The 22336-nt window shown below is 71.7% G+C and carries 17 protein-coding genes; 10 read left to right on the forward strand and 7 right to left on the reverse strand.

The genetic code is table 11. The features are described 5' to 3' along the window. Positions 1–164: 164 nt before the first annotated feature. Positions 165–812: a VTT domain-containing protein gene (locus AB0J66_RS34520; protein ID WP_364669853.1), complete on the forward strand. Its 648-nt coding sequence runs from the start codon at positions 165–167 to the stop codon at positions 810–812. A 19-nt stretch (positions 813–831) separates the two neighbouring features. On the opposite strand, the gene AB0J66_RS34525 is transcribed toward AB0J66_RS34520, so the two are convergent. From AB0J66_RS34525 to AB0J66_RS34535, 3 genes are read right to left on the reverse strand one after another with little or no spacing between them, the layout of a single operon-like run. Continuing rightward, positions 832–2025 carry an amidohydrolase family protein gene (locus tag AB0J66_RS34525; RefSeq protein ID WP_364669856.1) on the reverse strand — a complete coding sequence of 398 codons (1194 nt, stop codon included), beginning with the start codon at positions 2023–2025 and terminating at the stop codon, positions 832–834. After that, positions 2022–3734, reverse strand: a complete 1713-nt coding sequence (locus AB0J66_RS34530; RefSeq protein WP_364669859.1) for a hydantoinase B/oxoprolinase family protein — start codon at positions 3732–3734, stop codon at positions 2022–2024. The genes AB0J66_RS34525 and AB0J66_RS34530 overlap by 4 nt, the downstream gene beginning before the upstream one ends. Next, a complete protein-coding gene (locus tag AB0J66_RS34535) occupies positions 3731–5776 on the reverse strand; it encodes a hydantoinase/oxoprolinase family protein (RefSeq protein WP_364669862.1) in 2046 nt (681 codons plus the stop codon). The genes AB0J66_RS34530 and AB0J66_RS34535 overlap by 4 nt, the downstream gene beginning before the upstream one ends. Positions 5777–6079: 303 nt before the next feature. On the opposite strand from AB0J66_RS34535, the gene AB0J66_RS34540 reads away from it, so the two are divergent. The 7 genes from AB0J66_RS34540 (at position 6080) to AB0J66_RS34570 (ending at position 14416) form a co-directional block, all read left to right on the forward strand. Next, positions 6080–6415 (forward strand): hypothetical protein, encoded by a 336-nt coding sequence (locus AB0J66_RS34540; RefSeq protein WP_364669864.1) that lies wholly within the window; start codon positions 6080–6082, stop codon positions 6413–6415. Next, positions 6412–7431 (forward strand): sugar ABC transporter substrate-binding protein, encoded by a 1020-nt coding sequence (locus AB0J66_RS34545; protein ID WP_364669867.1) that lies wholly within the window; start codon positions 6412–6414, stop codon positions 7429–7431. The genes AB0J66_RS34540 and AB0J66_RS34545 overlap by 4 nt, the downstream gene beginning before the upstream one ends. Before the next feature lie 51 nt (positions 7432–7482). After that, positions 7483–8997, forward strand: coding sequence for a sugar ABC transporter ATP-binding protein (locus AB0J66_RS34550; RefSeq protein ID WP_364669870.1), 1515 nt, complete (start codon positions 7483–7485; stop codon positions 8995–8997). Continuing rightward, a complete protein-coding gene (locus AB0J66_RS34555; protein ID WP_364669872.1) occupies positions 8994–9992 on the forward strand; it encodes an ABC transporter permease in 999 nt (332 codons plus the stop codon). Before AB0J66_RS34550 ends, AB0J66_RS34555 begins: the two co-directional genes overlap by 4 nt. 17 nt (positions 9993–10009) lie before the next feature. After that, the gene (locus AB0J66_RS34560; protein WP_364669875.1) at positions 10010–11275 is read left to right on the forward strand and encodes a hydantoinase/oxoprolinase N-terminal domain-containing protein; all 1266 of its coding nucleotides are present in this window, start codon (positions 10010–10012) and stop codon (positions 11273–11275) included. Between the two features lie 541 nt (positions 11276–11816). Continuing rightward, the gene (locus AB0J66_RS34565; protein ID WP_364669877.1) at positions 11817–12926 is read left to right on the forward strand and encodes a DUF917 domain-containing protein; all 1110 of its coding nucleotides are present in this window, start codon (positions 11817–11819) and stop codon (positions 12924–12926) included. Then, on the forward strand, positions 12923–14416 hold the full coding sequence (locus tag AB0J66_RS34570) for a helix-turn-helix domain-containing protein (protein WP_364669879.1): 1494 nt from the start codon (positions 12923–12925) through the stop codon (positions 14414–14416). Before AB0J66_RS34565 ends, AB0J66_RS34570 begins: the two co-directional genes overlap by 4 nt. Here the strand turns inward: AB0J66_RS34570 and AB0J66_RS34575 are convergent. Both AB0J66_RS34575 and AB0J66_RS34580 read right to left on the reverse strand, forming a co-directional pair. Continuing rightward, the gene (locus AB0J66_RS34575) at positions 14364–16037 is read right to left on the reverse strand and encodes a hydantoinase B/oxoprolinase family protein (RefSeq protein ID WP_364669882.1); all 1674 of its coding nucleotides are present in this window, start codon (positions 16035–16037) and stop codon (positions 14364–14366) included. The genes AB0J66_RS34570 and AB0J66_RS34575 overlap by 53 nt on opposite strands. A gap of 37 nt (positions 16038–16074) precedes the next feature. After that, positions 16075–18087, reverse strand: coding sequence for a hydantoinase/oxoprolinase family protein (locus AB0J66_RS34580; RefSeq protein ID WP_364669885.1), 2013 nt, complete (start codon positions 18085–18087; stop codon positions 16075–16077). Positions 18088–18242: 155 nt separating this feature from the next. Here AB0J66_RS34580 and AB0J66_RS34585 point away from each other — a divergent pair, with 155 nt between their 5' ends. Both AB0J66_RS34585 and AB0J66_RS34590 read left to right on the forward strand, forming a co-directional pair. Further along, positions 18243–19241: a M17 family metallopeptidase gene (locus AB0J66_RS34585; protein WP_364669888.1), complete on the forward strand. Its 999-nt coding sequence runs from the start codon at positions 18243–18245 to the stop codon at positions 19239–19241. A gap of 147 nt (positions 19242–19388) precedes the next feature. After that, positions 19389–20213: an alpha/beta hydrolase gene (locus AB0J66_RS34590; protein ID WP_364669891.1), complete on the forward strand. Its 825-nt coding sequence runs from the start codon at positions 19389–19391 to the stop codon at positions 20211–20213. A 47-nt stretch (positions 20214–20260) separates the two neighbouring features. On the opposite strand, the gene AB0J66_RS34595 is transcribed toward AB0J66_RS34590, so the two are convergent. Then, a complete protein-coding gene (locus AB0J66_RS34595) occupies positions 20261–20932 on the reverse strand; it encodes a response regulator transcription factor (RefSeq protein ID WP_364669893.1) in 672 nt (223 codons plus the stop codon). Beyond that, the gene (locus tag AB0J66_RS34600; RefSeq protein ID WP_364669896.1) at positions 20929–22197 is read right to left on the reverse strand and encodes a histidine kinase; all 1269 of its coding nucleotides are present in this window, start codon (positions 22195–22197) and stop codon (positions 20929–20931) included. Before AB0J66_RS34600 ends, AB0J66_RS34595 begins: the two co-directional genes overlap by 4 nt. Positions 22198–22336 lie beyond the last annotated feature (139 nt).

Genomic DNA, 22336 nt, shown 5'->3' on the forward strand with positions numbered 1-22336 from the left:
GCTTGCCGTCGGGCGTGGGGGTTCGGGCCTCGGCGGCCTCAGCGACACCAGCGGGCGGTCCGGACGGGCTGCGAGTCTACGAGTGCAGGTGGTGGTGGCTCTACCTCTGATCGGCGGTCTTGCACCATCGAGAGGCGTTCCCGGAATCCGTACGGTCGATGTCAGTGATCGAGGGAGGGACGTCGTTGCTGGATCATCTGATGCCGCTGGTCTCCTCGCCGTGGCTCTACCTGGTCGTCTTCGCGCTGGTGGCGATCGACGGGTTCTTCCCGGCGACACCGTCCGAGGCCGTCGTGATCAGTTTGGGGGCGCTCTCGGCGACCGGTGAGCCGAACCTTGTCGCGCTCGCCGTCGCGGCGGTGGCCGGCGGGATGGCCGGGGACCGGATCGCCTATGGGCTGGGCCGCCGGGCTGGGCGCTGGGTTCGGGGCCGCAAATTGGTCAAGGCCAAGGACAAGGCTGAGCGGACGCTCGAGCGTTACGGCGGGGCGGCCGTCCTGATCGCCCGGTTCCTGCCGTACGGGCGGACGGCCAGCGCCCTGACGTCCGGTTCGATATCGATGCCGGCGGCGCGGTTCCGGTTCTTCTCCGCGGTGGCGAGCGCGGCCTGGGCGGCGTACGTCATCGGTCTGGGCCGCCTGGGCGGCGCTGCCTTCGCCGATTCGCCACTGCTGGGCGCGGTGCTCGGCTGCGTGCTGGGCCTGAGCGTGGGCGGGGTGACCGCGCTGGTGGGCAGGAAACGAGCGGAGAGACGGCGCGCCGAGCGACCAGCCAGTCGGGAGCTGGTGAAGGCCGGCGGGCGCCGGACTTGAGAAGCCGGCGCCCGCGTGCTCAGGAGACGATCGCGCCGGCCTGGATGACCGTGCGGTTGGCGGGGCCGGCCCAGAGGACCGACGAGTCGTCGAACGGGTTGCCGTCGATGACCAGGAGGTCGGCCACCGCTCCGGGAGCGACCCGGCCCAGGTCGTCGCGGCCGATCAGCTCCGCGTTGACCGAGGTGGCCGACCTCAGCGCCAGCAACGGGCCGTCCACCTCGACCTGGAGGCGCAGGCCCTGGAGCTGCTCCTCCTCCAGAACGCCCATCAGGTCGGTGCCGAAACCCACCTGGACGCCGGCCGCGCGGGCCAGCTCGACGGCTTTACGGCCGGCCTCCAGGACTTCGCGGTTCTTCTGCTGGGAGATCGGAGCCATGCCGAGAGCGTCGCCACGGCGGTCCATGGCGTCGTAAGCGGCCAGGGTGGGCACCAGGAAAGCGCCCTTGGCCGCCATCAGCGTGGCCGTGTCGGCGTCGAGCAGGTTGCCGTGTTCGATGGTGCGGACACCGTTCTCCACCGCGTGGCGGATGGCCTCGGGGGAGTAGGCGTGGGCGGCCACATAGCTGCCCCGCCGGGCGGCCTCCGACGTCACCGCCTGGATCTCCTCGGGGGAATACTGCGGGATGCGGATCGGGTCGGTCAGCGACACCACCCCACCCGACGCCATGATCTTGATGGCGTGCGCGCCGCGGCGCAGCCGGTCGCGGACCGCCACGCGCAACGGGTCCACGCCGTCGACCACCTCGACCGTGTGGGCGCCGCAGCCGCAGACGTCCGAGTCGGCCGCCCGTACGTCGCCGTGGCCGCCGGTCTGACTCAGCGCGGCCCCGGTCCACAGGTAGCGCGGCGACGGGATCAGCCCCTCCTTGATGGCCCGGTCCAGCCCCGCGTCGCCGCCCGACGGGTCGCGCACGGTGGTGAAGCCGCGCGCGAGGGCCCCGGCCAGCCGCTTCGCGGCGGCCAGCGCGATGTAACTCAGCGGCCGCGACTCCAGCTGCAGCATATTGAGGTCGATGCCGTACGCATGGCAGTGCGCATCGATGAGCCCGGGCAGCACGGTCCTCCCGCGCGCGTCGAGCACCCGGTCGGCCCCGCGCGGCGCCCCGTCGCCGACAGCCGTGATCCGGCCGTCGGCGACGTGCACCGCACCCTCGACGAGGTCGCCGCTGACCCCGTCGAAGATGGTCGCGTTGATGATGGACAGGCTCACGCCGGCACCCGGAGCCGGGCGGTGGCGTCCTGATCGACCTCGAACGTCACCGGGTCGACCACGACGCCGTACGAGTCGCGGGCGGCGGAAGCCGAGACGAAGCCGTTGCGGACGTCGGCGGCCACTCGCGCAGGGTCGCGGTCGAACGGGTTGCCGTAACCGCCCCCGCCGCCAGTGTTGTTGACCAGCACGTCGCCGGTGTCGAGCTGGTTGTAGCTGCCCCCGGTCACCGTCTCGCGGTCCGTTCCGGGGTTGAGCACGATGTGGTTGTTGTCGCCCTCGCGCCCGCCCTCGATGGGCCACGGCTTGGTCTTCGTCTTGTAGACGATGCAGATGCCGGTGGACGGCGCCGTGAAGCGGTAGGACCGCCCCACCCCGACGCCGCCGCGGTGCTTGCCCGCGCCGCCGGTGTCGGGGCGGTAGCCGTACGACTCGATGAACATCGGCGATTTGGTCTCGAGCACCTCGACCGGGTTGTTGCGGCAGCCGGGCTCGGACAGGTGCATGATGCCGTCCGCGCCGTCGCCGCCCGCGTGGCCGCCGAAGCCGACGGCCTCGTTGGTCGCCTCGAGCCAGGCCTCGCCGTTGCGCGGGTTCACGCCCAGCCCCATCATCGAGCAGACGTCGCCGCCCGAGCAGGCCGGCACGAGGTCGGGCATGCCCTGGGCGAGCGCCTTGAGCACCACTTCGCCGCCGAGCAGGCCGGTCCACAGGGTGAAGGTCGGCATGGGCGGTACGGCGTGCATCACCGACCCGGGTTCCGTGACGACCCGCAGCGGCCGGAAGTTGCCGGCCACGACCGGGGTGTCGGGGGTGGTCAGCGATTTGAAGATGAGCGAGCAGAACGCCTCGGTCTGCCCGACCGGCAGGTTGATCGGGCCGCGGACGTCCTTCTCGCTGCCGGTCCAGTCGACGATCATCTCGTCGTCGGTGACGGTCACCGTCACGTTCATCTTGATCAGGCGGTCCAGGTCGACGCCGTCCTGGTCGACGAAGTCGTACGCCGTCCAGGTGCCCTTGGGCAGCTTGGCCAGGGCCAGCCGGGCCAGCTTCTCGCCGTGGTCGTTGATCGCCTCCATCGCCTCGGTCAGGACGTCCGCGCCGTACTTGGCGGCGATCTCCTGCGTGCGGCGGACACCGCTGACGCAGGCCGACACCTGGGCCTGCAGGTCGCCGATGGTGCGCTCGGGCATGCGGCTGTTGAACCGGACCACATTGAAGACGTCCTCGTTGGCCACGCCTTCGCGGTAGAGCTTGGCCGCCGCGAAGAAGATGCCCTCCTGGTACATGTCGGTCGAGTCGAGGACGTACCCGGCGTCCTTCTGCTTGAGGTCCAGCACGTGGATGCGGCAGGAGGTGTAGCCGATGAGCTCGCCGTCGCTGTGGACCGGGGCGAAGACCAGCGGGTCCAGGGTGTGCGCGGAGGACCAGTACGGATAGTTGAGCAGGAAGACGTCGCCGGGCAGCATCTTGTCGGCGCCGAGGAACTCGACCGCCCGCTTGATGCCGTGGTCGTTGCCGCGGGTGAACACGGCGATGCCGGGCGCGTCGGCCACCACGTCGCCGTTCGCGTCGTGGATCCCGATGCCGTAGTCGTGGATCTCGTAGACGACCGTGTTGTAGGCCGTCCGGCACAGGTTGCGGGCCATCTCCTCGGCCGCGGCCAGCAGGCCGTGCCGGATGACCTCGATGGTGATCGAGTCGATCATGAGTCCGCCTTCGAAACAGTGATGACCAGTTCCCCGTGGGTTCCGACGCGCAGGTGGTCGCCGCTGTGGATCACGGTCGTTGCGGTGTGCTCGTGGATGACCGCCGGCCCGGCGATCTCGTCACCGGCCAGCAGCGCCTCGCGGGTGTAGAGCGCGTACGGCACGGCGGGCTGCGACTCGGAGACGTACACGTCGCGCGTGCCCTCCGCCTCCAGCGACCCGGACGCGCGCGAGCCGAGCTGAGAGAGGACCGGCTTGTCGACCTGCCCGGTGGCCCGCAGCCGGAGCGTGGTGACCTCGATCGGGTCGTCCATGACGTGCCCGTACTGCCGCTCGTGGAGCTCGGTGAACTCCCGCTCGACGACGGCCGCGATGCCCTCGCCGTCCACCGGGACGGGCACGGTGACCGTGTGCTCCTGGCCGGCGTAGCGCACGTCCACGCTGCGGGTCAGCACCTGGGCCTCCGGGGCGAAACCGTCGGCGGCCAGGGCGGCCGCGGCTTCCACGCCCATCTCGGCGTACGAGCCCTCGACGTCGGGCGAGTCGAGCCCGGCCAGCGGCGTGATGGCCGTCCGGGAGAAGTCGTGCTGGACGTCGGCGAACAGCATGCCGAAGGCCGAGAACGCACCCTGCCCGGGCGGCACGATCACGGTCGGGATGCCGAGCTCGTGCGCGACGTCGATCGCCACCAGCCCGCCGCCCCCGCCGAACGACAACAGCGCGAAGTCCTTCGGGTTCTGCCCGACCTCCACCGTGATGGCCCGGACGGCGCCCATGATCTTCGTGGTCGAGATCCGGATGATGCCCCGCGCCAGGCCCAGCGGCGTCATGTCCAGCTTGTCGGCCAGGGGAGTGAGCGCCCCGAGCGCGGCCGGAAGATCCAGCGTCAGCCGGCCGCCGAGCGCCGCCGTGGTGCCCATGTAACCCACGGCCAGGGCCGCGTCGGTGAAGGTGGGCTGGGTGCCGCCCTTGCCGTACGAGGCCGGGCCCGGATCCGCCCCCGCGCTCTGCGGCCCGACCTGCAGCGCCCCGGCGCCGTCGAGCCAGGCGATGGACCCGCCGCCGGCGCCGATGGTGTGGATGTAGAGCGACGGCGTGTTGATCGGCAGGTTCTCGAACTCGGCGCCCTGGTGCAGCACCGGCGCCCCGTCGACCACCAGCGACGCGTCCAGGCTGGTGCCGCCCATGTCGATCGTGATCAGGTTGGGCTCGCCGATCAGCCGGCCGAACTCGGTGGCGCCGATGACGCCGCCGGCCGGACCGGAAAGGATCAGGCTGACGGGTTGCTCGCGGGCCGCGCTGGCGGTCATCGCGCCGCCGCCCGAGCGGGTCATCAGGAAGCGCCCCTCGAAGCCGCCGGCCGCGAGCTCGCCCTCCAGGCGGGTGAGATAGCGGCGGACGATCGGCTTGACGTACGCGTCGAGGACCGCCGTGCTCGTCCGCTCGTACTCCCGGTATTCCCGCGAGAGCTCGTGCGACAGAGTCACGACCACGTCCGGCGCGACCTCGGCCAGGATCTCGCGCATCCGCGCTTCGTGGGCCGGGTTGGCGTACGAGTGCAGGAAGGCCACCGCCACCGAGTCGTACCCCCGCGAGGCGATCTCGGCTGCGACGGAACGAGCCGCCTCTTCGTCGAGCGGCTGGTGCACCGAGCCGTCGAACAGGCTGCGCTCGGGCACCTCGAACGTGTCGTACCGCTCGAGCAGGGCCGGCGGCGGCCGGTAGGTGATGTCGTAGTTGGTGCGCCGGTCGGTCCGCCCGAGCAGGTAGACGTCGCGGAACCCGGCCGTGCCGATCACCGCGGTGCGGGCGCCGGTGCGGGTCAGCAGCGCGTTGAGCCCGAGCGTGGTCCCGTGGGTGAACATGGCGACCTCGCCCATCGGCGCCCGCGTCGTGCCGAACGCGTCGAGCACGCCGGCGGTCGGCTGGGACGGGGTCGTGGGCACCTTGCCGAACCGGATCTCCCCGGTGGCCGGCGTCAGCTCCACGACGTCGGTGAACGTGCCCCCGACGTCGATGGCCACGCGGCTGGTGCTGGTCATGGTGTTCGCCTTTCGCCAAAGCGCATGCGGCGGCCAGGAGGGCCGGGAAGAAGGCATGCGGACAGGAGACGGCTGTGTGGAAAGCCGGAGGACGTCGCCGGTTGGCGCGGCGAGGAACCGAACGTTTCACGGGCTTATTTGCCGTGTCAATCGTGAACGACGGGGCCGCCGGTTCCCGGAAAAGCACAGGAACGGGTGCCTGCACAGCGCACGGCCGCGCCGGTGTGCTCGGCGCACATCCGTGGCGGAACGGCCACCGTCAGCATTTGCCAACTCCTGAACCCATGAGCACCGGGAGGCCCCGTGTTCCGCAGCGTTCTCACTCTCAGGGCGGCAGCCGGCAAGGCCGCCGACCTCGAAACCTTCTACGCGGACCACCGGGTCCTGGAGAGGGCCCGGACGTTCCCCGGGTGCCGAGCCGCCGAATTGTTGCGATCCGTCGACCCCGGCGCCGCGACCCACATCGTCACCGCCGATTGGGACACCGCCGCCGACTACGGCAACTGGGTCGTCGACCCGTGGCGGGCCTCTTTGTCCGAGGGGCTCACCGCACTTCTGGACATCCGGGAAGACGAGCCGCTCGTTGGCGGAGTTTTCGAGCTCGTCGAGCCCTCTTCGCAAACAGAGGAGCACCAGTGATAAAAGCCGCCCGTTTCGTCGGAGCCGCCGGTCTCGCCGCCGCGGTCCTGCTCGCCGGCTGCAGCAAGCCGGACACGTCGACCGCCGGCAGCGCCGCCACGGCCGCGCCGGCCGACAAGAAGCTCAGCATCGGCTTCTTCGGTTTCGCCAAGGCGAACTCCTTCGCGCAGGCCACCTGGGCCGGCATCCAGGAGTACGCCGCGGCCAACAACGCCGAGGCGACCTTCCTCGACTCGAACTTCGACGGCCCGACGCAGGTGAACCAGCTGCAGGACGCCGTCACCTCCAAGCGCTACGACGTCATCATCGTCCAGGCCAACGACGGCACCGCGATGGTCAACCCGGTCAAGCAGGCGGTCGCGGCCGGCATCCCCACGGTCGTCGAGTTCACCCCGGTCGGCGGCAAGTACGACACGGCCGACCCGCAGATCCCGGGCACGATCAACATCATCGACCCGCCCACGGTCAACGGCGACGGCCTGGCCAAGCTCGGCAACGAGGCGTGCAAGACGGTCGCCGCGGGCGCCTGCAAGGTCGCGTACTTCCAGGGCTTCGCGAACTACCCGCTGGACACGGCCCGTACGGACGCCGCCGTGAAGGCCCTCAAGGCCGGCGGCGCGTCGGAGGTCATCTCCAACTTCGTCGGCGGCTACACGCCCGACAGCGGCCGCACGGCGATGCAGAACCTGCTGCAGGCCCACCCGGACGTCAACGTGGTGATCGGCTCCTCGCAGGCGCTCGAGGGCGCGACCCCGCTCGCGGCCGGCAAGAAGATCACCTTCGTCGGCAACGGCGGCTCGACGCAGGCCTACGACTACGTCAACAAGGGCACCTGGTACGGCGTCTACTCCGTGCCGGAGAAGAAGTCGGGGGCCAAGGCGGCCGAGCTCGGCCTGGCCAAGGCCCGCGGGCAGAGCGCGCCCGAGTCGACCGTGGTCTGCACGACCCTGACCACGTTCAACTGCCTCGGCACCAAGACCACCCTCGAGGGCCAGAAGGCGGACTACTCCGACTGACCGGCGTCGGCGGCCCCGGGCGACCGGGGCCGCCTGTGAGGAGCCAAGCCAATGAGCACGAACATCAGCCGGGCCCCCGCCATCGACGTGCGGGGCATCGGCAAGAGCTACAGCGGCGTGTCCGTGCTGCGCGGCATCGACCTGCACATCGCCCCGGGCGAGGTGCACGGCCTGGTCGGGGAGAACGGCGCCGGCAAGAGCACCCTGCTCAAGATCCTGGGCGGGGCGATCCGGGCCGACGAGGGCACCATCAGCTTCGACGGCGAGCAGGTCAGCATCGCCAGCCCACGCGACTCGATCGCCCACGGCGTCAGCCTCATCTCGCAGGAGGGCGCGCTCGTGCCGGCGCTGTCCGTGCTCGACAACGTGTTCCTGGCCCAGTGGTCGCAGCGCGGCAGCTGGATCCAGGCCCGTCGGGACAAGAAGCGGCTGGCCGAGCTGATCGAGCTGACCGGTTTCACGGTCGACCCGGACGCGCGGGTCGACCGGCTCCCGATCGGCGTCCAGCAGCAGGTGGAGATCCTGCGCTCGCTGGCCCGCGGGGCCCGGGTGCTCGCCCTGGACGAGCCGACCGCGGTGCTCAGCGAGCATGAGAAACAGAACCTGCTCGGGCTCATCCGGCGACTCGCGGCGGGCGGCACCACGGTCATCCTCATCTCGCACTTCCTGGACGAGGTGCTGTCCGTGGCGGACCGGATCACCGTGCTCCGGGACGGCAATCTCGTGCGTACCGGCGCGGCCTCGGAAACATCGCCGCGTGACCTCGTCGCCCAGATGGTGGGCCGCGAGATCGATGTCCTCTACCCCGACCCCGACCCGGTCCCGGACGGCGCGCCCGTCGTGCTCAGCGCCCGCGGCCTGCGCCGCGGCCTGGTCCAGGGGGTCGACCTGGAGGTGCGGGCGGGGGAGATCCTCGGCATCGCCGGGCTGGTCGGCAGCGGGCGTACCGAGACCTTGCGGTTGCTCTTCGGGGCCGACAAGGCTCTCTCGGGCGTCGTGGAGGTCGACGGCGCGGCTTTGAAGAAGGGCACCCCGAGGCACGCGATGGCGGCCGGGGTGGCGATGGTGCCCGAGTCGCGCAAGGAGCAGGGCCTGGTCATGGTCCGCTCGGTGGCCGAGAACGTGGCCCTGTCCTCGCTGCCGGGCCGCCGCGTCGGCCCGTTCGTCCAGAGGAAGAGCGAGAGCGCGGCGGTCGGCGAGATCTCCAAGACGGTGGACATCCGGGCCGCGAACCCGGGGGCTCCCATCGAGACGCTCTCCGGCGGCAACCAGCAGAAGGCGCTGTTCGCCAAGTGGCTGCTGCGCGGGCCCAAAGTGCTGCTCATCGACGAGCCCACCCGCGGCGTGGACGTCGCCGCCAAGACCCAGATCCACCACCTCATCACCGACCTGGCCCGTGACGGCATGGCCGTCGTCTGCGTCTCGTCGGAGATCGAGGAGCTGCTCGCGCTCTCGCACCGGGTCCTCGTGCTGCGGCACGGCCGGCCGGTGGGGGAGTTCCCGCGCGGCACCACCCCCGAGACAGTCATCTCAGCCGCGTTCGGCGATCAGGAGGTATCCGCGTGAGCGTCGACTTGTCCCCCCAGGCGGCCACCGCGCCGCCGGCCGCGGCGAACGCGTCGTCGCTGGCCTTCCGGCTGCGCGACTACGGCATCGTGGCCGCGTTCGTGGTCATCGTCATCGCGCTGTCACTCAGCACCGACACGTTCCTGACCAGCGCCAATCTTGTCAACCTGCTGGATCAGACGGCCGTGCTGGGCCTGCTCGCGGTCGGCGCCACGGTCTGCATCATCAGCGGCGTCTTCGACCTGACGGCCAGCGCCACGCTGGCCCTGTCGGCCATCATCGGCGTGCAGATCGTCAAGGTCACCAACGTGTACGTCGGGTTCGCGGGCGCGGTCGCGGCCGGCGCCCTGCTCGGTTTCATCACCGGCATGGTGGTCACCCGCAGCGGCGTCAACTCGTTCGTCGGCACGCTGGCCACCAGCCTCGTCTACCGCGGCCTGGCCGTGATGGTCACCGGCGGGGCCATCGTCTACCCCCTCGCCACCCAGGCCGAGGACTTCGGCATGCTGACCTGGCCGTCGCTGTTCAGCCTGACCTCGGCGACTATCGTCTTCGTGGTGGTGGTCGTGGTCATCGGCCTGATCGTGGCCCGCACGACCTTCGGCCGCCGGCTGTACGCGGTGGGCGGCAACGCCGAGGCGGCCAGGCTCTCCGGCATCCGGGTCGGCTCGATCCACGTCTCCGCGTTCGTGATCAGCGGCATCTGCTCGGCCCTGGCCGGGCTGATCCTGGCCTCCCGGGCCGGCTCGGCCCAGTCGACCATGGCCACCGGCATGGAACTGACCGCCATCGCGGCCGCCGTCGTGGGCGGCACCAGCATCCTCGGCGGCGAGGGCGCGGTCTGGCGCGGCATCGTCGGCGCCCTGCTGCTGACCCTGATCGGCAACGGCTTCAACCTGCTCGGCTGGGACACGATCTACCAGCAGGTGCTGCAGGGACTGCTGATCCTGTTCGCCGTGACCATGGACCGCTGGCTGCGGAAACGCACAAGATAGCGGACTAGGCTGTCGCAATGTCGGCACCAACCATCGGGGTCAGCCTGCGGCCCGAACGGGCGTACGCGGCGGTGGTGCACGGCGCCACGGTCGTCGGAGTCGAGCCGGTCGCGCCGGCCCGCACCGACGCCGACGGGGTCATCGCGGCCGCGGTGGCGGCGGCCCGCCGGGCCGAGCCGGGCGGGGCCGACGCCGTGACCGTGGACATCGCGCCGGTGCTGCTCGACGCGCTGCTGCGCCCGGACAGCGAGATCCCGCCGGTGGCGGTGGTGCGGGTCGTGCCGCGCGCCGCCACCGACCCGGTCCTGGCCCGCTCACCCGCCGAGGCGGTGGAGCGCCGGGTGGCCGCCCGCTGGACCGTCGGCGGCGGCCACGACCTGCTCGGCAACGAGCTGCTCCCGCTCGACCGGGCCGCGCTGGCCACCTTCACCGCGTCCCTGGCCGAGACCGGCATCCGGCACGTGGCCGTGGTCGCGGCCGGCTCCCAGGCCAAGCCCGCGCACGAGCGTGAGGTGGCGGATGCCGTCCAAGCCGCGGTGCCCGGCGCTCGCATCTCCGTGGCCAGCGACTACGGCGGCCAGGGCCTGACCGCGCGGGAGGCCACGGTGATCCTCGACTGCGCGCTGACCGCGCTCACCGAGCGGCTGCTCGACCGCTGCGAGCGCACCCTGGCCCGGCTGCCCGGAGACGTACGCCTGCGCGTCGCCCGCGGCGACGGCGGCTACAGCACCCCCTCCCGCATCCGGGTCACCCCCGTCATGGCCTTCGGCGCCACCGACGCCCTCGAGCTGTGCGGCGCCGCCCACCGCGCCGGCCTGGACGACTGCCGGGTGCTGCTGCGCCGCGACGACCGGGACGTGGCCGGCGAGGTCCGGCACCGGCTGGCCGTGGTCCGCCTGGCCGAACAGCCCCTGCTCGGCACCGAGCTGGTGGTCCCGACGGCCGCGCTCACCCCGCAGCCCCGCGAGAGCTCCCGCGGCGCCGACGTGCCGCTGGTCATCGCCCAGGACCCGGAACTGCTGGCCTGCGTCGGCGCGGCCATCGCCCGCCCCGCGTCGTGGCTGGACGAGGTCGCCTTCATCGAATCGGCGGACGAGCTCGAAAGCGTCCGCCGCGACGTCGAGGAGCGCGCCACCGCCATGGTCATGGCCAACGGCGCCGCCCCCGGCACCACCCACATCGCCGAGATCTCCACCGTGGCTGTCCCCTACAGCCCTTCCGGCACCGTCCGCATCCGCGTCCGCGTGGCCGGCGCCCCCGACGACGCGTTGGCCGCCGGATGATCGCCCCCACCGAGCAGACCCCCACGGCCGCCCATGCCGCCGCAGAAACCGTTGGTGCCACTAACGTCTGCTCCGCCAGCGCCAGCGCCAGCGCCAGCGCCAGCGCCAGCGCCAGCCCGGCCAGCGCCAGCCCGGCCAGTGCCGGCCCTGCCAGCGCCAGTGCGGGCTCTGCCAGCGCCAGTGCGGGCTCTGCCAGCGCCAGTGCGGGCTCTGCCAGCGCCAGCGCCAATGCCGGTCTCGCCAGCGCCAGCGCCAATGCCGGTCTCGCCAGCGCCGGCTTCGCCAGTGCCGGCCTCGCCAGCGCCATCGGCAGGCCCACGAACGTTAGTGACCCTAACGGCGGACGTGTGGGCGGGGAATTCGCCGGTGCGAGCCTCGCGAACGGAAGACGCGCGAGCGGTTGTTCCGTGATGGTTGGGCTCGTAAACGTTAGTGGGACTAACGTTGGCTTTGCGCGGGCTGGCTCGGCGGGCGGCGGTCATGCTGGTGGCTGCTCTGTGTGGGGTGGCTCTGTGCGGGGTGGCTCAGGGGGCGGCGCGGCATGAGCGGGGGTGCCGGCTACCTCGGTGCGATGGCGTCGATCGGGGCCGAGGACGTGCCCGCGCTCTACGAGGGGGCCAAGTTCTACTCGCCGGCAGTGGGGGACGCGGGGCGGTCTTCGGTCACGTCTTGGCTGGCGGGGTTGTTGGAGCGGAACGGGCCGGTGCCGCTGATGCGGGTCGAGTCGGTGGCGCCGGATACGCCTTGTGTGTCGGTGTGCGTGCTCGGGTCGGGGTCGGCGATGGCTGACCTGCCGCCCGCGGGGGATGAGTTCGTGCTGGCTGTGCGGCAGATCGAGCGGCTGCAGAACGTGCGGTTCGGTGCGGTCTATCCGCTGGCTGCGGCCACCATCTCTGCGCTCGTCCCGGTGGTGACGGCGGCTCAGCTCGGGGTGCCGCTGCTGGACGCGGACGGGATGGGGCGGACGTTCGCGCTGATCCACCACACTGCCATGCATCTGGCCGGGGTGTCGCCGACGCCGCTGGTCGCGGTCGGGCCGACGGGGGAGAGCGTGCTCGTCGAGGTGCTGTCCGGGCCGCGGGCCGACCGGATGCTGCGGGCCAACGTCGACACGGTCGGTGGGTGGGCGGCGCTGGCCGCGTACCCGGTCGATGCCGGCACCCTGCGCCGAGCCGCCCTGCCCGGGACGATGTCGCGGATCACCAACGTGGGGCGGGTGCTGCTGGGGACGACCGACCCGGAAGAGCTGGTCACCCGGCTCGGCGCGATCACCGGCTGCAAGCGGATCGCGCGGGGGCGGATCGCCGAGCTCGAGCATCTGAGCCGGCAGAACGACGTGACCATCCCGGCCCACCCTTCCAGCCTGGTCGTCGAGGAGACCGGCGGGCTCGGCCGGCAGCTGCGCATCGAGCTGCGCAGCGAGATCGTCGCTGTCTTCGCCGACGGGGCGCTGATCGCGGGTGCGCCCGATCTGATGTGCCTGCTCGACGTCACCCGGGGGGCGCTGGCCACGCTGGACAGCCTGGAGCCGGGCGACCTGATCGACGTGCTGGTCACCCCGGCCGACGCGGTCTGGTACTCACCGGAGGGAATGGAGATGGTCGGCCTGGCCTCACACGGAATCCCGCTCGAACACCCGAGGCGCCGATGAGGGCGCGGCCGTCGACCCTGCCGATCACCCTCGGCGAGCTGGCTCGGGTGCGACCGTTGGCGGGGGCCGAGCTGCATCTGGCCGATCCGGCTCGGGCGGTTGAGCAAGTTGTGCTGGCCGAGACGTTCGAGCGGCTGCGGCACTGCCTGCCGCACGAGCTGGTCGTGTTGCATGACGAGGCGGCGACCGGTGGGTGGTCGCTCGCCGCGGCGCTGCACCTGGCGTGGGAGCGCAACCTGTCGGCGGTTGTCGTCTCGCGGGCGGTGGCCGGGGCCTCCAGCGCAGCGCTGGCCGAGCGGCTGGCCATGTCGCTGGTCGTCATCGACGAGGATCCGGTCGAGGTGGCGCTGCAGCTGGCCGGGCAGGTCAGCGCGCCCGCCGCGGCGCGGGCCCAGCGGCAGGCGCGGGTGGCCGAGCAGCTGGCCGAGCAGACCGGCATCCGCGGGGTGGTGGGCGTGCTCAACCGGGAGCTGCAGGGCGTGCCGGTGGCCCTGGTCGTGGGTGACGTCGTGGTGGCCGGGCAGGCGGCGGCGCTGACCGAAAAGGGTCAGGTCCGTCCGATCGAGGTCGAGGTGCACGGGTCGGCGGCCAAGATGGTCGCGGCGGTGCCCGTGCCGGGGCCGGCGGCGGTCGACCAGGTCGCGTCGCTGTTGCGGCTGGCCCGGCCGTCGCTGCAGGCCGCTTGGGCCCGGAGCCGGCTCGACGCGGCCGCTCGGGCCTCCCACGAGCAGGCGGCGTTCGAGCTGCTGCGCCGGCTCGGCAGTGGCGAGGCGCCCAGCTGGACGGCCGAGCTGGGCTGGCAGGTCGGGCTGCACAACCGGGCGGTCTGGCTCGCGCCCGTACATCCCGAGGGGGAGCCGTCGGACGAGGTCACCTATCTGATCCGGGCGTCCTGGCAGCGCGGGCACAGCACCTGGCCGCTGATCGCCGAGGGCGACGGCTGGATCTCCTGGCACAGCGCGGGCGACCCGGACGACCTGACCGCGTTGCGCCGGGCGCTGACCGGCTTCCGCGACTCCGCCGTGGCCCACCGGCTCGTGCTCGGGGTCGGGCGGGCCCACGAGGGCGTGGACGGGCTGATGCGCTCGGTGGCCGAGGCCCGGCTGGCCGCGCACGTGGCCCGCGAGGCCGGGACCGGCTCGGTGCAGTGGTTCGACCAGGTCGGCGCGGCGGCCGCGCTGGCCTGGCTGCCCACCACCGAGATCGCCCAGGTGGCCGACCTGACCCTGGCCGAGCTGATGGCGGCCAAGGACCGGGCCCCGCTGGTGCAGACCGTGCTGGCCGTGCTCGACGCCGGCGGGTCGCTGAGCCAGGCCTCGAAGCAGCTGGGCGTGCACCGCAACACGGTGCTGGCCCGGCTCGCGCGGGCCCGGCAACTCGGCCTGACCTACGACGAGCCGGGCCAGCGCCTGGCCCTGCACGTGCTCTGTTACTCGCTCACGAATCTGTGGAGCGAATCCCGTAGCGGGAGCGAGCCGTCTCCGCCGTGATGTTGCGGTCGAGCACGTCGGCGCGGACGTCGTCGGCCGACCGCTCGACCGGGTCGCCGTAGCCACCACCGCCGCCGGTGGCGCAGCGTACGACGTCGCCCTTCTTGATCTTCATGCCGTTGATCTTCAGGATGCGCTGCTCGTCCTCGCGGCCCGGGTTGACGATGACCTCGGGGCCGACCGCGTCCTCGCCGCCGAACAGGCCCCAGGCGGGCTGCCGGGAGCGCTCGAACCACAGCGACACCGACATGTCGGTCTGCGCCTCGTACTCGCGGACGACGCCGTTGCCGCCGCGCCACTTGCCCGAGCCGCCCGAGTCGGGACGGATGCGGTACTCGGTGATCCGCCACGGGTAGCGGGTCTCGTGCACCTCGATCGGGATGTCCTTGAGCGAGCCGTTCACGTTGTTGATCAGCGCGCTCTCGCCGTCGGAGCCGTTCCACGCGCCCCAGCCGCCGACCGTGGCCTCCAGGCTGACGAAGTCGCGGCTCACCCGCGGGTCGGTGCCCGAGCTCAGGATGATCATCGAGTCGCCGTGGCTGGCCCCGGCCACCTGGTCGGGCAGCGCGGGCGCCAGGGCCCGGGCCACCATGTCGATCAGCAGGCCGAGGTGGGAGAAGTACCACTGGCAGGCGGCGGGGGAGCGGGCGCCGAGGACGGACCCCTCGCGGACCTGGGTGGTCATCGACCGGAACGAGCCGCCGTTGCCCGGCAGATCCGGGCTGACCAACAGCTTGTAGCCGACCCGGAGGGCCGAGACGGCCTGCGAGACGCCGCAGTTGACCGGGCCCACGGTCTGGTCGGCCGACTCCGTCACGTCGAAGTCGATCTGTTCGCCGGCCACCGTGATGCGCAGCCGGATCGGGATCGGCGTGTCGAGGTCGACGCCGTCGTTGTCGAGCACGCCCTCGGCCGTGTAGACGCCGTCCGGGATCTTGGCGATGACCGCGCGTTCGAGCAGCTCGGTCTGGTGGAAGATCTCGTCGCGGGCGGCCTCGAGCGTGGTCAGCCCGAAACGCCGTACGATCTCCTGCAGTCGCCGCTCGCCCATCTGGATGCAGGCCATCATCGCGTGCATGTCACCCGTGGTGGGGTACGGGAAGCGCACGTTGGTGGCGATCGTGTCGATGACCGCGCGTTCCTCCGTACCGCCGGAGACCAGCTTCTGCGGGCCCAGCCGTAGCCCCTCCTGGAAGATGGAGATCGAGTCCATCGAGCCGCCCGGGTCCTTGGAGCCGACGTCGATCCAGTGGGCCCGGCTGGCCGTGAAGCCGACGAGGGTCTCGTCGACGAAGACGGGACCGAAAATGGTCACGTCGTTGAGGTGCGTGCCGCCGAGGTAGCTGTCGTTGAGGATCCACACGTCGCCCGGCTGCCACACCTCGCGGCCGAAGCGCTCCTCGGTGGCCAGGGTGCACGTCTCCAGGTTGCCCAGGAAGATCGGCAGGCCGGCCGACTGGCCCAGCACCTGGTGGTTCGCGTCGAGCAGGGCGACCACGCAGTCGCCGCACTCGTAGATGATCGGGGTGTACGCCGAGCGGATCAGCGTGGCGTTCATGTCATCGGCGGCCGCGTTGAGCGCGTTCCGGATGATCTCGACGGTTACCGGATCGATGGTCACGCTGTCTCCTGCCTGATCGCGAGCTTCTCCTGCTTGATCACGAGCGAGCCTCCTGCTTGATCACGAGCGAGCCGATGTCGTCCACGCTGACGGCGTAGCCGGGCGGGACGACGGTGGTGGCGGTGTCCTCCACGACGACCGCCGGGCCCTGGAAGGTGTGGCCCACGAACAGGTCGTCCCGGCGGGCGACGATGGTGTCCTTCTGCTCCCCGTCGAAGACGACCGTCTTGATCTCGTGCGGGAACTCCGCCTGGTCGGCGGCGGGCCACTTCTGCGGCTCGGGCCTTCCCAGATCACCGAAGGCGGCCGTACGCAACGCGACGAACTCGATCGGGGCGCCGAGGTTGGCGTGCCCGTAACGGGACTTGTGCAGGTCGGCGAAGCGCTGCGCGACGTTGGCCAGGAAGTCCTCGTCGTTCGGCTCGTCGGCGCCGGCCAGCGGGACGGTGAGGGTGTATTCCTGTGCGGCGTAGCGGATGTCGACCGCGTGGGTTGCGCTGCGCTTCTCCTCGTTGACGCCCTCGTTGCCGAGCGTGGCGAGGCCGTCGTTCTCCATCCGGGTCAGTTGCGCTGACATATCGGTTTTATCTAGATCCTGGTCGAGGTAGAAGTACGGCTCGGTCCAGTCCTGCCGGATGCGCGTCTGCAGCATGCCCCAAGCCGAGAAGGCGCCCGGGAAACGCGGCACGATCGTCTCGGCGATGCCCAGCTCGCGGGCCAGGAAGACGGCGTGCATCGGGCCGGCCCCGCCAAAGGCGACCAGCGCCGACTCGCGCGGCTCGATGCCCCGGGAGACCGTGATGGTCCGGATCGCCTGGGCCATCTTCGAGTTGGCGACATCGCAGATGCCCTCGGCCATGGCCTGGGTGGTCATCCCGAAGATCTCGGCCAGCCCGTCGACGGCCGTCTCGGCCGCCTTCGTGTCGAGCGTCATCTGGCCGCCGGCGAAACCCTGCGGGTCGATGCGGCCCAGCACCAGGTTGGCGTCGGTCACCGTCGGTTCCGTACCGCCGCGGCCGTAACAAGCCGGACCGGGCCGCGCGCCGGCGGAGCGGGGCCCGACCCGTAGGCCACCCGCCTCGGCCCACGCGACCGAGCCGCCGCCCGCGCCCACCGTGTGGATGTTGACCACGCTCATCAGCATCGGCAGACCCTCGAGCTGAGCCTCGGCCGACACATCGGGCTCGCCGTCGACGATCAGGGACACGTCGAAGCTCGTACCGCCCATGTCCACGCCGATCAGGTGCGGACGGCCGGTCTGCCGGGACAGCTCGGCCCCCGCGATCGCGCCGCCGACCGGGCCGGACAGCAGCGTCTGCAGCGGCCGGCGGCGGGCCGAGTCGGCGGTCAGGATGCCGCCCGACGACTGCATGACGTGCAGCGGCACCCGCAGGCCCTTTGTTTCGAGCCGCCCCTCCAGGTCGAGCAGATAGCGGCGGACGATCGGGCCGGTGTACGCCTCGACGACCGCCGACGACGTGCGCTCGTACTCCCGCCACTCCTTCGCGGCCTCGTGCGAGACCGAGACGGTGACGTCGTCACCCAGCTCCTCGTGCAGGATCTCCCGGGCCCGCAGCTCGTGCGCCGGGTTCTTGTAGCTGAACAGGAACGCGATGGCGACGGCGCCCTTGACGTGCTTGGCCGCCTCCCGCACCGCGTCCTCGTCCAGCGGCGTCAGCTCGGTGCCGTCGGCCGCGATGCGCCCGCCGATGCCGATCACGTCACGCCGGGGCACCAGCGGCTCCGGTTTGCGGTAGTGCAGGTCGTAGAGCCGGGTCCGCGGGCCGCGGGCGATGTGGTAACTGTCCTCGACACCCGCGGTTCCCAGCAGCAGCACCGGCACACCGCGGCGCTCCAGGAACGCGTTGAGGCCCTGGGTCGTGCCGTGCACCAGGAAGTCGATGCCGGACGGCTCGTCCACCACCGCGTCCAGGCCGGCCAGCACGCCCTCGCTGAGATTGCCCGGGGTGGTCGACGCCTTGGTGGCCGCGAACGTCCCGCTCTCCTGGTCGTACGTCACGACATCGGTGAACGTGCCACCGATGTCCATCGCTACTCGATACCGCCCCATCTGCTCTCCCTCGATCGGTCCTCGCAAGCTAGGGGCGGGTGGGGCGGGAGAAGTGTGCGCGGGGCCTAGCCCCGGCGCGTCATTGAGTGCGGCGCGCACGATCCGCGTCCCGGGCGGGCCCCCAGACTGCGGCCATGCCTGTCTTCGCTTCGCGTGACCGCCGATCGGAAATCGACGCGGCCATCAATGCCGTGGCCACCTCGGGCGCCGCCGGCGACGCGGTCCGCCTGGCCCAGCTCCTGACCAGCGCCCCGGCCAACGTGCTGACCCCGGCCGCCGCCGCTTCCTGGGCGTCGTCGCTGCCCGGGCTGACCGTCACCGTCCTCGACGCCGCGGAATTCGGCGCCCTGTCGGCCGTCGGCGGTGGCTCGGTCAACGCGCCGCAGATGGTGCGGCTCGACTACCTCGGCGGCTCTCCCGGCATCGCTCTCGTCGGCAAGGGCATCACCTTCGACAGCGGCGGACTCTCGCTGAAGTCGCCGGCCGCCATGCAGTCGATGCGGATGGACGTGGCCGGGGCCGCCACCGTGCTGGCCGTCATGGCCGCCCTGCCCGCCGCCGGCTGCCCGGTGCCGGTCACCGCGGTCCTGCCGTTCGCCGAGAACCTGCCCGGCCCCGGCGCCGCCCGCCCCGGTGACGTGGTGACGGCCTGGAACGGCACCGAGATCCAGATCTTGGACACCGACTTCGAGGGCCGGGTCGTCCTGGCCGACGCCCTGGCCCTCGCGTCGTCGCTGTCCCCGTCGCTGCTGATCGACCTGGCCACGCTGACCTACCAGGCCGAGATCGCCCTCGGTCCGGAGATCGCCGCCGTCTTCGGCCGCGACGATGCTGCCGTCAACCGCTTCCTGGCCGCGGCGGGGCGCGCCGGCGAACCGATGTGGCGCCTGCCCTACGACGAACGCTACCTGGACCAGGTCCGGACCCCGTACGGCGTACGGAACCACCCGCTGCACGACTCCGGCCGGGCCATCACCGCCGCCCTGTTCCTCGGCGAATTCGTCCCGCCGTCGATCCCCTGGGTGCACGTCGACATGACCGGCCCGGCCTGGAAGGGCGACGCCTCCATCGACGGCGCCACCGGCTTCGGCGCCCGGACCCTGCTGGAGTTGGTGCTGGCCAGCACCGAATAGGCGCTTTGTCAACCGCACACCGACTGGGAGTGCCGGGGCGGCATGAGACGAGCGGCACGCCCCGTTCATCACGCGTTTCGTGGCCCGGCGGCCGGGATCGGAATAGCTTCACGGGGAGCAAGCAAAAAACCGACTGCGGGAGGCCACATGCCTTACATCACCACGAACGACGGTGTGGAGATCTTCTACAAGGACTGGGGCACGGGCCAGCCGATCGTCTTCAGCCACGGCTGGCCGCTGTCGTCCGACGACTGGGACGCGCAGCTGATGTTCTTCCTGGCCAAGGGTTACCGGGTCATCGCCCACGACCGCCGCGGCCACGGCCGTTCGACGCAGGTCGCCGACGGCCACGACATGGACCACTACGCGGACGACCTGGCCGCGCTGACCGCGCACCTCGACCTGCACGACGCCATCCACGTGGGCCACTCCACCGGCGGCGGCGAGGTGGCCCACTACATCGGCCGCCACGGCGAGTCCCGCGTCGCCAAGGCGGTGCTGATCAGCGCCGTACCGCCGATCATGGTCCAGACCGAGAACAACCCCGGCGGCCTCCCGAAGAGCGTCTTCGACGGCATCCAGGAGCAGGTGGCCACCAACCGCTCGGTCTTCTACCGCGACCTGCCGGCCACCGCGTTCTACGGCTTCAACCGCGACGGCGTCGAGCCGATCGAGGCCATCATCCAGAACTGGTGGCGCCAGGGCATGATGGGCGGCGCCAAGGCCCACTACGACGGCGTGGTCGCGTTCTCGCAGACCGACTTCACCGAGGACCTCAAGAAGATCACCGTCCCGGTGCTGGTCATGCACGGCGACGACGACCAGGTCGTGCCGTACGCCGACTCGGGCCCCCTTTCGGCCAAGCTGGTCCAGAACGGCACCCTCAAGACGTATGCCGGTTTCCCGCACGGCATGCCGACGACGCAGGCCGCGACCATCAACGCTGACCTCCTGGAGTTCATCCAGTCGTAGGCAGTCGCGCTTCCGGGGCCGCCAGGCATTTCTGGCGGCCCCGGACGTCATTCCGGCTCCGTGGCGGGCGTCGTCAAGCCGGCCGCGTGGGCCAGCAGGCCCGCCTGGGTGCGGTTGTCACAGCCGAGCTTCTCGAACAGGTGCGACACGTAGCCCTTCACCGTCGTCTCGGACAGGAACAGCCGGCGGGCGATCTCGGCGTTGGACAGGCCATCGCCGATGGCCGTCAGGACGTCGCGCTCCCGGTCGGTCAGCCCGGTGACGCGGGCCAGTGCCGCCTCCCGCTCCCCGTGGGCCGTCACCGACGCCGCCACCAGCCCGCTCTTGGCCACCGGCGACAGCACGGTGTGGCCCCGGGCCGCCACCCGGACCAGATCGAGCAACTCGGCCGGCGGCGTCGACTTCACCAGGTAGCCACCCGCGCCGGCCCGGAGCGCACGGATCACATAGCCATCGGCGTCGAACGTCGTCAGCACCAGCACGACGGGCGGCTCCGACAACGCCCGGATCCGCTCGGTGGCGGCGATCCCGTCCACGCCGGGCATCCGCAGATCCATGAGCACCAGGTCGGGCCGCTCCCGCACCGTGACCTCAACCGCCTCGGCCCCGTCCGAAGCAGTGCCCACCACGACGACATCGGGCGCGGCGGCGAGAATCGACGTGAGCAGCCGGCACACCATCGGCTCGTCGTCGACGATCAGGACCCGGATCGGCTTCACAGCAGCTCCCGCTCAGCCGTCGGCTCTCGCTCAGCCACCAGCTCCCGCTCAGCCGTCGGCCCCCGCTCAGCCGGCTGCTTCCTGTCGGCCGCCGCGGAGGCGGGCAGCACTGTCTCGAGGCGGAAGCCGCCGGTGCCGTCCGGGCCGGCGTCGAGCGTGCCGCCGATCGACTCCACCCGCTCCCTCAGCCCGGCCAGCCCGGCCCCGTTGCCACGGGCGGAGTTCGACGAACGCCCGGCGCCGTTGTGGACGACTATGCGCACCCGCTCCGGGTCGAACTCCGCGGCGACCCGCACCGGCGCTCCGGCCGCATGCTTGCGGGCATTGGTCAGCGCCTCCCGCACCACCCGGTAGGCGGTCCGCCCGGTCACCCGCGACAAACCCGCCGGCTCGCCGGTCACGGCCAGCCCCACCCGCTGGCCGGCCTGCCGGGCCTCGTTGACCAGCTCGGCCAGCGGCGGCAGCGGCGTCTCGTCGAGCGGTGTCTCCGCGGACCGGCCCCCGCGCCGGAGCACGCCGACCAACTCGCGCAGCTCGTCGAGCGCCAGCGCGCCGTTGGCCCGCAGCTCCTCGGCCGCCACCCGGATGTCGTCGTCGGCCGCGGTCACCGACAACGCGCCCGCCTGCAAGGTCATCAGCGTGACCCGATGCGCGACGAGATCGTGCAGCTCGCCGGCCAGGCGGGCGCGTTCCCCGGCCCGCGCCTGCTCGGCCCGCCACCACTGCTCGCGCTCGGCCCGTTCGGCCCGTTCGTTCAGGAGCTGCAGCTTGCGCCGCCGGGCAGCCAGATAGAGCGCGACCAACGGGGCGACGGCGCTGTGCAACAGGCCGTTGACCACAAGGCTGACGGTCGGATCCCATGGTCGCACGCTGAGCAGAGTCAGCAGCCCGATGAGACCCCAGATCACGGCCGTCCACCGTGCTGACACGTTGCGCTCGGTCGTGTTCTCGACCACGACGGACAGGGCGATCGGAATCCACGCGCTGACCGAGAGCAGCGCCTCGGCCACGGCGGTCGGAGCGGCGAGCGCCACCGACGTCTGCACGATCGCGGACCCCACGATCACCACCGCGGTCGTCGTCGGCCGGCGCCGCCGCAGGAGGACCACGCCCGAGGTGAGCACCTGGATCGCGGTCACCACCCAGGCCCACGCCAGGGAATCAGCCGCCCCGGCGACCCGCACGGTGAGCACGCCGCCGAGCGCCGCCGCCGCGACCAGCGCGGACAGCAGCACGCCGTCGATCAGCACGTCACGCCGCTTCATGGGCCCGACGCTACCGGGCCCGGCCGGGCGGGGGACCCTACCAAAGTAGGGGTTCGCCCCCTACCTTCTCCTCTGCCGCCGACCGCCCGCGCCCGGGCTGAATGGAGCCGACGACAACGAACGGAGAAGACCATGAGGA

It is taken from the genome of Actinoplanes sp. NPDC049598 (assembly GCF_040675435.1).
In the GTDB taxonomy this organism is placed as follows: Bacteria; Actinomycetota; Actinomycetes; order Mycobacteriales; family Micromonosporaceae; genus Actinoplanes.